This window comes from Hydrogenobacter sp. T-8, assembly GCF_011006175.1.
GTDB classification, from domain to species: Bacteria; Aquificota; Aquificia; order Aquificales; family Aquificaceae; genus Pampinifervens; species Pampinifervens florentissimum.
On record NZ_CP048795.1, the window covers coordinates 1,795,905 to 1,805,817 of the forward strand.

6 protein-coding genes are annotated in these 9,913 nt (G+C 45.5%); 3 read left to right on the plus strand and 3 right to left on the minus strand.

The annotated features are described in order from the left end of the window. Nucleotides 1-16: 16 nt before the first annotated feature. From rgy to dxs, 3 genes are read left to right on the plus strand one after another with little or no spacing between them, the layout of a single operon-like run. A complete protein-coding gene (gene rgy / locus G3M65_RS10405; protein ID WP_173834624.1) occupies nt 17-3,451 on the plus strand; it encodes a reverse gyrase in 3,435 nt (1,144 codons plus the stop codon). Next, on the plus strand, nt 3,451-3,846 hold the full coding sequence (locus G3M65_RS10410; protein ID WP_173834625.1) for a hypothetical protein: 396 nt from the start codon (nt 3,451-3,453) through the stop codon (nt 3,844-3,846). Before rgy ends, G3M65_RS10410 begins: the two co-directional genes overlap by 1 nt. A 42-nt stretch (nt 3,847-3,888) precedes the next feature. Beyond that, nucleotides 3,889-5,775 carry a 1-deoxy-D-xylulose-5-phosphate synthase gene (gene dxs / locus G3M65_RS10415; protein WP_173834626.1) on the plus strand — a complete coding sequence of 629 codons (1,887 nt, stop codon included), beginning with the start codon at nt 3,889-3,891 and terminating at the stop codon, nt 5,773-5,775. Here the strand turns inward: dxs and G3M65_RS10420 are convergent. From G3M65_RS10420 to G3M65_RS10430, 3 genes are all read right to left on the minus strand, one after another. Next, nucleotides 5,768-6,508 (minus strand): anaerobic ribonucleoside-triphosphate reductase activating protein, encoded by a 741-nt coding sequence (locus G3M65_RS10420; RefSeq protein WP_173834627.1) that lies wholly within the window; start codon nt 6,506-6,508, stop codon nt 5,768-5,770. The genes dxs and G3M65_RS10420 overlap by 8 nt on opposite strands. Further along, entirely contained in the window at nt 6,505-8,466 is a 1,962-nt protein-coding gene (locus G3M65_RS10425; RefSeq protein ID WP_173834628.1) for a ribonucleoside triphosphate reductase, read from the minus strand. The genes G3M65_RS10420 and G3M65_RS10425 overlap by 4 nt, the downstream gene beginning before the upstream one ends. A gap of 84 nt (nt 8,467-8,550) precedes the next feature. Then, nucleotides 8,551-9,913 (minus strand): 4Fe-4S binding protein (locus tag G3M65_RS10430; protein ID WP_173834629.1); only part of this gene is annotated, 1,363 nt, incomplete at its 5' end.

The following is a 9,913-nucleotide window of genomic DNA, read 5'->3' on the forward strand; positions in this document are numbered from 1 at the left end:
TATAAAATAGAGGACTATGATAGAAAGCCTATTTAAAAACCTTTGTCCCAACTGTGGAGGAGATATAAGCTCAGAAAGGCTTGGGCTGGGTCTTCCCTGTGAGAGATGTATGCCAAAGGTGGGAGACTACTGCAGGGGTCTCCTAAGAGAGGGAGAACTTACGAAGCTCTGCCATGTGGAGGCTCAGCTGAGGTTGTGGGAGGAGCATTTTGAAAGCTATGTCAGGTCAAAGCCCTGGAGCCTCCAGCTCAGCTGGGCAAAGAGGGTTTTTCTTGGAAACTCCTTTGGGCTTTTGGCACCCACGGGCGTTGGCAAAACCTCCTTTGGTCTTTCCATGGCAAGTTATCTGGCAAAGAGGGGTAAAAGGTCTTACATAATACTCCCTACGCGCCTCCTTGTAGATCAAACAGTTCAGAGGCTCTTCAACTTTGGGCTTGAGGAGAGGGAGATACTCTACTTTTCAGAGGACAGCCAAAAGCAAAAGGACATAAAGAAGGCAAGGCTTCAGGAGGGGGACTTTAAGGTGCTTGCCACAACCTCCATGTTTCTGTATAAAAATCAGGAGACCATACCGAGGAATTTTGACTTTGTGTTTGTGGACGATGTGGACGCCTTTCTGAAGACCGCAAAAAACATAGACAAGCTCCTGCTTCTACTTGGCTTTTCTCAGGAAGACATAGAGCTTGCCATGAGGCTCATAAGGCTGAAGGAGCGAAGGGGCAAAGATGAGGAGGACTGGGAGGGTATAAAGGAGCTTTCGCAAAGGGTAAGAGAGCTTTCAGAAAAGAGGAAGGGAGTGCTTGTGGTATCCTCTGCCACTTCCAATCCTCGCTCAAACAGGATAAAGCTCTTTAGAGAACTGCTTGGCTTTGAGGTGGGAACACCCACCTTTTACCTTAGGAATGTGGTTGACCTGCATGAAGATATTGATACAAGACCCATAGAAGAGTGGGTGAGGCTTTTGGGGAAGGGTGGCCTGCTCTTTATTCCTTCGGACAAGAGAAAGGAGTATGTAGATGAGGTGATAGAAAGCCTACAAGATAAGGGAATAAGGGCGGTCTCTTACGAGAGCGTGGACGAGCGCGTTCTGAGGGAATACGAAGAGGGTAAGATAGACCTGCTTGTGGGAATAGCCTCCTATAGAAACCCCCTTGCGAGGGGCATAGACCTGCCTCATGTGATAAGGTATGCCCTATTTTATGGAGTTCCCAAGATAGTTATATCCCTAAGGTTTGAGCAAAACCTTTCCCATCTTCTTTGGGCTCTTATGTCCATAAGAAGCCTTGTGGCTAAAAACATGCCCGATAGGCTAAGGAATATAGACCGCTGGCTTGAAAGCCTAAGAAGATACCAATACCTCAGTGAGGACTTCCTCAGGGATAAGCCTGAGCTGGTAGAAAGGATAAACAGGCTAAGGGCAGATGTGGGGAGATTCCTTGCGGAAGAAGAAATCCTTAGGCTGATGCAAACCTCGGAGGAGATAACCCTGAGAAAAACAGAAGATGGCTACCAGATGGTGGTTTCTGATGCCACAGGATACCTACAGGCGAGCGGAAGGGTTTCTCGTATGTTTGCTGGGGGTATAAGCAGGGGTGTAAGCCTTGTGCTTGTGGATGACAAGAAAGCCTTTAGGCATCTGATAAAGAAGATAAAGTGGTTCAATGAGGATATAAGGTTTGAAAGCGTCAAGGATATTGACCTCAAGGAGCTACTGGAAGAGGTGGACAGAGACAGGGAAAAGATAAGAAGGTTCTTGTCCGGCGAGGAAAAGCCAGAGAGCAGGGAGCTACTAAAACCTGTGCTTGTGGTGGTGGAGTCTCCCAACAAGGCAAGGACCATAGCGGGTTTCTTTGGCAAGGCGGTAAGGAGAAGAGTTGGAGAGCATGAGCTATTGGAGACCTCTACAGAGGACAGATACATAATGATAACCGCAAGCCTTGGGCATGTGCTTGACCTCAATAAGGAGGAGGGCTTTCATGGAGTTTACATGAACGGCAAGCCCGTGCCTGTCTATGAAACCATAGAGGGAAAGGAAAGGATACTTCAAAGCCTTAGGCGTATGGCTATAGAAGCCCAGGAGATACTCATAGCCACAGACCCAGATACGGAGGGTGAGAAGATAGGCTGGGACGTGGCGCAGGTGCTTAGGGCACACAACCCTAACATAAAAAGGATGGAGTTCCACGAGGTTACCAAAAAGGCTATAAAGAAAGCCCTCAAGGAAACTAGAGACTTTAACCTCAATTTGGTGAAGGCTCAAGTTCTACGAAGGGTTGCTGACAGATGGGTGGGCTTTGAGTTTTCAAAGCTCCTACAGAGTACCTTTGGAAAGCAGTGGCTATCGGCTGGGAGGGTTCAGACGCCAGTTCTGGGCTGGATAATACAGAGGGAGAGGGAATACAGGCAGAAGGTCTACAAGGTCGTGGTTCCCGTGGATGAGGGAGGAAAGCTAAGGGTGGATTGGAGTTTTGAAAACAAGGAAGAGGCAGAGACCTTTTATTCCATGCTTTCGCAGATAAGGGTTGAGCTAATAGAAGAGAAGCAAGAATTGAAAAATCCACCACCACCTTTTAGCACAGACACCATGCTAAAGTCTGCCAGTGATATCTACAGGTGGTCTCTGCCAAAGACTATGAACCTTGCTCAAACCCTCTTTGAGCTGGGATACATAACCTACCACAGGACGGACTCCACAAGGGTGTCTGACTACGGTATAGGCTTGGCTAAGGAATACATAAGGGAAGAGTTTGGAGAGGAATACTTTCATGCAAGGGTATGGGGAGAGGGTGGAGCTCATGAATGTATAAGACCCACAAAGGGCATAGACCCAGAGGAGCTAAGAGCTCTATTTCTAAGCGGTCAAGCGGAAGGTCTATCCAGAGAACACATACTGCTTTACGAGCTTATCTTTAGGCAGTTTATGGCAAGCCAGATGAGACCAGTAAAGTTAAGAGTGTATAAGCTCCACATCCTTGCAGATGGAAGGGAAAAGGAGGTTGAAGTGCCTGTTGAAGTGCTTGAAGATGGCTGGAACAGGTTAATACCCTTAGAGGTTTACAAGCCCATATTAGGCTCTGTGGATGTCTCTGAAAGGAAAAAGCTCCTTTCACAGCCAAAGGCTTATCTATACACTCATGGAGAGCTGGTGCAGGAGATGAAAAGAAGGGGCATAGGCAGACCTTCCACTTACGCAAGCATAGTGGAAAAACTCATAGAGAGGGGCTATGTAATAGAAAACAAGGGCTTTCTCATTCCTACAAAACTTGGAAAGGAGGTATACAGCTACCTACAGAGCAGGGAGGAGGTTCATGAGTTTCTTAAGGAGGAGTTTACCAGAAGGCTTGAAGAGCTTATGGACAAGGTGGAGGAGGGCAAAGAGGACTATGCGGACATACTTAAGGACCTTTACAGGAGTATAATAGAATTGGATAAAAAGCTGGAGGTAGTTTGATGGTTTTGCATCCTCTCTTTGCGTATCCAACGGTATTATTAGCCCTTGGTGTGTTTGCCCTCTACATAGTTAGCTTGCTAAAGTTAAGGGGTATGATGAGGTATGCACTCTACTTGAACGTAGTCCTTATAGTGTTTGCCTTGCTTTCTGTGGTATTTGGATTTGGTATTTCAAACGTTCCTTTGGTGCAGTCAAAGGTGCCTTTTATATGGGGATTTCCTCACAAGTGGAACGGTATATTTCTGCTTATCCTTTCTGTGCTAACCTTTGTGGTCTTTTGGTTTAAGGGGGAAACCGCTGGAAAGAAACTCATCCTGCTCCCCGCAGTGGGGATCTTGGTAGTCCTTTTCCAGTTTTTCACAGGATGGATGCTTAGGTTGGTATTTTTCTCCTGATCTCCCTTGAAAGGTAAAAAGGAAGGCATAGCTTTATAAAACATGCTGGAAAGGTATGAACTGCTGAGAGATTATGGCGGTCCTATAGACCTAAAGAAGTATGACTATACAGAGCTTGAAAGGCTTGCGGAAGAGGTAAGAGACTATCTTATAGAGGTTACCGCAAAAAATGGAGGTCATGTGGCACCAGGGCTTGGTGCTGTAGAGTTAACCATAGCACTTTTAAGGGTCTTTGAACCACCCAAGGATGTGGTAGTCTGGGACATAGGGCATCAGGCATATCCATGGAAGATACTCACCGACAGAAAGGAGCTTTTTCCAACCCTTAGGCAATACGGAGGCATTTCTGGTTTTCTAAGAAGGGAAGAAAGCCCCTTTGATGCCTTTGGTGCAGGGCATAGCTCCACTTCCATATCTGCAGCCTTGGGCTTTAGGAAAGCCTTTGACCTCTTGGGTGAGAAGGACCGTTATGTGGTGGCGGTGATTGGCGACGGTGCAATGACCGCAGGCATGGCTTTTGAAGCACTAAACAACGCAGGACACCTAAGACCCAACAAGTTCATAGTTATCCTCAACGACAACGAAATGTCCATCTCTCCCAACGTAGGTGCCATATCCACATACCTTAGCAAAATACTGAGCGGGCACTTCGTGCAGGAGACAAGGCAGAAGGTAAAGCATCTTCTTGAGCATTTGGGAAGTCCTGCACTCAGAGTCATGAAGCTTACAGAGGAGTTTCTAAAGGGTCTTTTATCTCCTGGAGTCCTCTTTGAAGAGCTTGGCTTTAACTACATAGGTCCAGTAAACGGACATGACCTACCTGCCCTTGAGAAAACCCTTGAAAACATAAAGCATATAGAAGGTCCCGTCCTACTGCATGTGTATACCAAAAAAGGCAAAGGCTACAAGCCAGCAGAAAACGACCCAGTTACATGGCACGGTGTTGCACCCTACAAAAGAGAGTCTGGGGAGTTTATCAAAAAACCCTCACCACCCACTTGGACTTCCGTCTTCGGCAAAGCCATAGTGGAGCTCGCAGAACAAGACCCAAACATAGTGGTGATAACACCTGCCATGAAGGAAGGTTCTGGTCTTGTGGAGTTTAGCCAGAGATTTCCTGAGAGGTTCTTTGATGTGGGTATTGCGGAGCAGCATGCCTGCACCTTTGCGGGTGGTCTTGCGGCAGGCGGTCTCAAGCCTGTAGCCTGCTACTACTCTACTTTCCTCCAGAGGGCATACGACCAAGTTATACACGACATAGCACTTCAAAACTTGCATGTGGTCTTTGCCATAGACAGGGGTGGTCTTGTGGGTGATGACGGACCAACCCACCACGGAGTTTTTGACCTTTCTTATCTTAGGTGCATTCCCAACATGGTAGTGTCCGCACCGAAAGATGAGCAAGAGCTAAGAGACCTACTATATACCGCACTGCACCACAACGGACCCTTTGCCATAAGGTATCCAAGAGGTCCAGCCTACGGAGTGCCTACGGAGGGCTTTAGGCTTATAAGGGTAGGAAGTTGGGAGCTTCTAAAAGAGGGCAAGGATGGCGTAATCTTAGGAGTGGGATATACGGTCTATCAAGCTCTTAAGGCTTCTGAAGAGCTTCTAAAAGAGGGTCTTGACTTTGCGATAGTAAACGCAAGGTTTGTAAAGCCTATGGATAAGGAGCTTTTGGAAAAGTTGGCAAACACCTATGACTTATTCATAACGGTGGAGGACAACGTGCTCATGGGTGGCTTTGGCTCTGGGGTGCTTGAATGGCTGGCAAAGAGGGGCTACAGCAAAAGGGTTCTCACCTTGGGCATTCCCGACAGGTTCATAGAGCATGGAAACCAAAACCTACTGAGAAACCTTGTAGGCATAGATGCAGAGAGTATAGGGAATAGGGTGTTAGAGTTTGTAAGGGGTGGAGTGGTCATCTAAAAGAACATTCTTGAAAGTGTTGTTTTATGCTATTTACCATGCTGGAAAATTCCTCATTGGAGTATGTGGTCCTTTTGGAAAAGGAAGGGTCAAGGGTTTTGCCGGGTATGAACTTCTGCAGGTAATACCTCTTTGAACCTTTCAAAAGCTCTGCTATTTTCAGTATATCTTCCCAGTTGAGTTGTCCTTTCACAACAGTGGTTCTGAATTCGTGGTCTATTCCAGAAGTTTTTATGATCTCTATACTTTCGGCTATCTTGCTCACATCAACCTTGACACCACAAACCTCTTCATACTTCTCAAGAGGTGCCTTCACATCCATAGCTACGTAATCTAAAAGCCCTCTTTCCAACAACCTTCTCAGAATATGTGGCAGGCTTCCGTTGGTATCCAGCTTCACCGCATATCCCATTTCCTTGACCCTTTCTACGAACCCATCAAGCCCCTTCTGAATTGTTGGCTCACCACCAGTTATGACCACGCCTTCTAAAAGCCCCCTTCTCTCCTCAAGGAAGGAAAACACCTCTTCGATGGGAATGGTAGGACCAAACCTTTCAGGCAAAACAAGCTCCACATTGTAGCAGTATCTACATCTAAAATTACAGCCTTGCGTAAAGACTATACAGGCAGGCTTTCCAGGGAAGTCTATAAGTGTAAACTTCTGAAAACCACCAACTCTAAAAATACAAAGAGGAGGCTCTGAAACCAAAGATACGCCTGCCACATCTTTCATCCTATAAGCTCCTTCCTAAAGGTCTTTCTTAGCCTGAACTCCTCCCTTTTACCCTCGTTCCATTGATGGACGGGTCTCAAGTAGCCCACAACCCTTGAATAAACCTCTGTTTTTGAACCACAGTATGGACAGCTTTCGTATTCCCCAGAAAGGTAGCCATGATTTGGACAAACGCTGAAGGTTGGTGTTATGGTAAAGTAGGGTATTCTATACCTTTCACATACCTTTCTTACAAAGTTTTTTAGAGCTTCTGTGTCCTCTATCCTCTCTCCTACAAAGAAATGTATTACAGTTCCCCCTGTGTATCTTATCTGAAGCTCTTCTTGATGTTCAAGCACAAGGAATGGGTCATCTGTATAGTCAACGGGCAGCTGCGTGGAGTTTGTGTAGAAGGGTTCTGCCCCCTTTCTATAATTATCCTCGTTTGCTACCAATATATCTGGGAAAAATCTTTTATCAAGTTTGGCAAGTCTGTAGGCGGTAGATTCCGCAGGAGTAGCCTCAAGGTTGTAGTTGTTGCCCGTCTTCTTCTGAAACTCAAGAAGCTTATATCTCATAAAATCAAGGACCCTTATGGCAAAATCCCTACCCTCTGGTTCTGCTATGGAAATACCAAAAAGGTTAAGGCATGCTTCGTTCATACCAACAAGCCCTATGGTAGAGAAATGATTTTTCCAGTATTGACCAAACCTTGACTTTATATCCCTCAGATAAAACCTTGAGTAGGGGTATAGCCCTTTCTCTGCTAGTTCTTCAAGCACCTCCCTCTTTATCTCAAGGCTTTCCATGGCAAGGTCCATAAGCTCAGAAAGCCTTTGAAAAAATTCCTCTTCGGACTTTGACAAGTAGCCTAATCTGGGCATGTTTATAGTGACCACACCTATGGAACCCGTGAGAGGGTTTGCTCCAAAAAAGCTACCGCCTTTTCTCTCAAGCCTACTGAGGTCAAGCCTTAGTCTACAGCACATGCTTCTTATATCTTCAGGCTTCATCTCGGAGTTAACAAAGTTTGCAAAGTAAGGAATGCCATACTTTGCGGTCATCTTCCAGAGTCCGTCATATTTTACGTCATCCCACTCAAAATCACAGGTTATGTTATAGGTAGGTATGGGGAAGGTAAAGACTCTACCTTTGGCATCTCCCTCAACCATAACCTCAAAGAAGGCTCTGTTCAACATATCTATCTCCTCCTGAAACTCCCCGTAGACCGCATCCTTTAATTCACCCCCTATAAGAACAGCTTGGTCCTTATATATGGGAGAAACCTTGAGATCAAAGGTAAGGTTGGTAAAGGGAGCTTGAAAGCCTGTCCTTGTGGGAATGTTTAGATTGTAAACAAACTCCTGAATTGCCTGCTTTACCTGTTCGTAACTGAGCCTATCATACCTTATGAAAGGGGCGAGCAGAGTATCAAAGTTGGAAAAAGCCTGAGCACCCGCAGATTCCCCCTGAAGCGTATAAAGAAAGTTTACCACCTGACCGAGAGCTGAGGTGAAGTGCTTGGGAGGTCTGCTTTCTATCTTGCCAGGAACACCCCTAAAGCCATTAAGCAAAAGGTCCCAGAGGTCCCATCCAACACAGTATACGCTGAGAACTTGAAGGTCATGAATGTGGAAATCACCTCTTAGATGCGCTTCCTTTATCTTCCTTGGATAAATCCTTTCAAGCCAATAGGTTCTGCTAACTTGAGAAGTTATGTAGAAATTTAGCCCCTGAAGGGAATAGGTCATATTGCTGTTTTCTCTAACTTCCCAGTCCTCAAGGTTTATATACCTTTCTACGAGGTTTACTCTTTCCCTCTCAACTACCCATTTTTCATAAGCCTCAAGTAGACCCCTTTCCTGCAGAAACTTTAAAAGAGCTTCCTTTGAGTTCTCAAGACCTTTCTCAGATAAAAAGGTCTCAAAGTCCCGTTTGATTCCAAATGACTCTATAAAGTCCTCTATGCCATACACCATTAGCTTTTAATATATGCTCCTAAAACAGAAGTAGATAGAGCAAAAAGGCAAAAGCTACACACAAGGCACAGGCTATAAGGAATCTTACGAACTTCCCAATCTAAGCACCTCCATCACCGCAGTGTTTTTCTCATAAAGCCTTGTGAGGTTTTCGCTCCTTCTTGTTATCCATCCACTTCTATACAGATGCATTTCTCTCTTGAAGTCTTTTGGCTCGCCTTTTAGGACCACTGGCTCCTTTTCTCCTTGAGGTAGATACTCAAGCAAACTCCTTAAAAACTCCGTGTGGTTGAAGGCTTTTGGCAGGAACTTGAGTGTCTTTTTCTCTCCCATTAAAGTGGTAAGAGTGCCATCTGTCTCACCCATTAAGCTCATGGGTATTTTTATCTGAGCGTATTGAGCAAGACCATCCTCAAAGGGAGAAAAGACTACAAGATGTTCAAGACCTTCAAATACTTTCTCAAGCTCTTCCATTTTCATATAGTCCGTTAGGTCTTCGCCAAAGATGACAAGGTTCTTTGCCCTTTGGAGAGCTTCATGAAGGTCCGAAAGCCAACTCAATGGGATGTGTTTCAAGAACCCAAGAAAGTTCCCATCGTATAAAAGCATAAGCCTAAAGCCCTTTTCTTTGCAAAGGTCTTTGAGATACGCACCCCACTCTCTTGCCTCTTGTGGCTTCATGCCTATGGCATTGAAAACTATCACGCCCTTACCTTCAAGGTTTTGCAGGTCTTCCTTTTGAATTTCAATGGGGTTCAGCTTTTGGTCTCTTGTGCCTTTGCCTATACGGTATACCCTGCCTTTGATGTAATAGGAAAGCACTGGTGCGGTGGAGGTTATGTCTTCTCCTATGAAAACATAAAAGTCCGCCTTCTTTATATCTTCTATGCCTATTGGCTGGTATTCTCCATAGCTTTCAAGGAAGGCTTTTAGGTCAAGACTTAGGGTTGAGCTTACCATTACGCCAGTTATTTTTACTATCTGAGCTATTAAGTCGTAGTCTTCGTTTGTCATATAAGGGGATAGGACAAGTAAAGTCTCTTCATGCTTTCCCTTAAGCAACATGGAGAGGAGGTTGGCTATGTTGCCACTGGTTTCTTCCCTGCCATACATTTTGGGAGACCTAAGCCTCTCATGGTTTAGCACATCGTAGCCAAAGAAAGCCTTGGCACATATATTTAGCTCGTCAGTGGGCTTGGTTCTATACACCTTTTCCTTTGACCTCCAGTCTCCCACTCCATACTCTATCTGTATCTCACAGCCTACAGGACACAAACCGCATGTGGTTTTTTCCCTCTTCAAGAGCCAGCTTCTTGTCCAATACTTGAAGGGTTTGGAGATAATAGCACCCACTGGACAAACATACACACAAAGGCCACACATTTCACAGGTGGAGGTATCCATGGGTCTAACAGTGGGCGCTATGTTTGCCTGAAAGCCTCTCTCT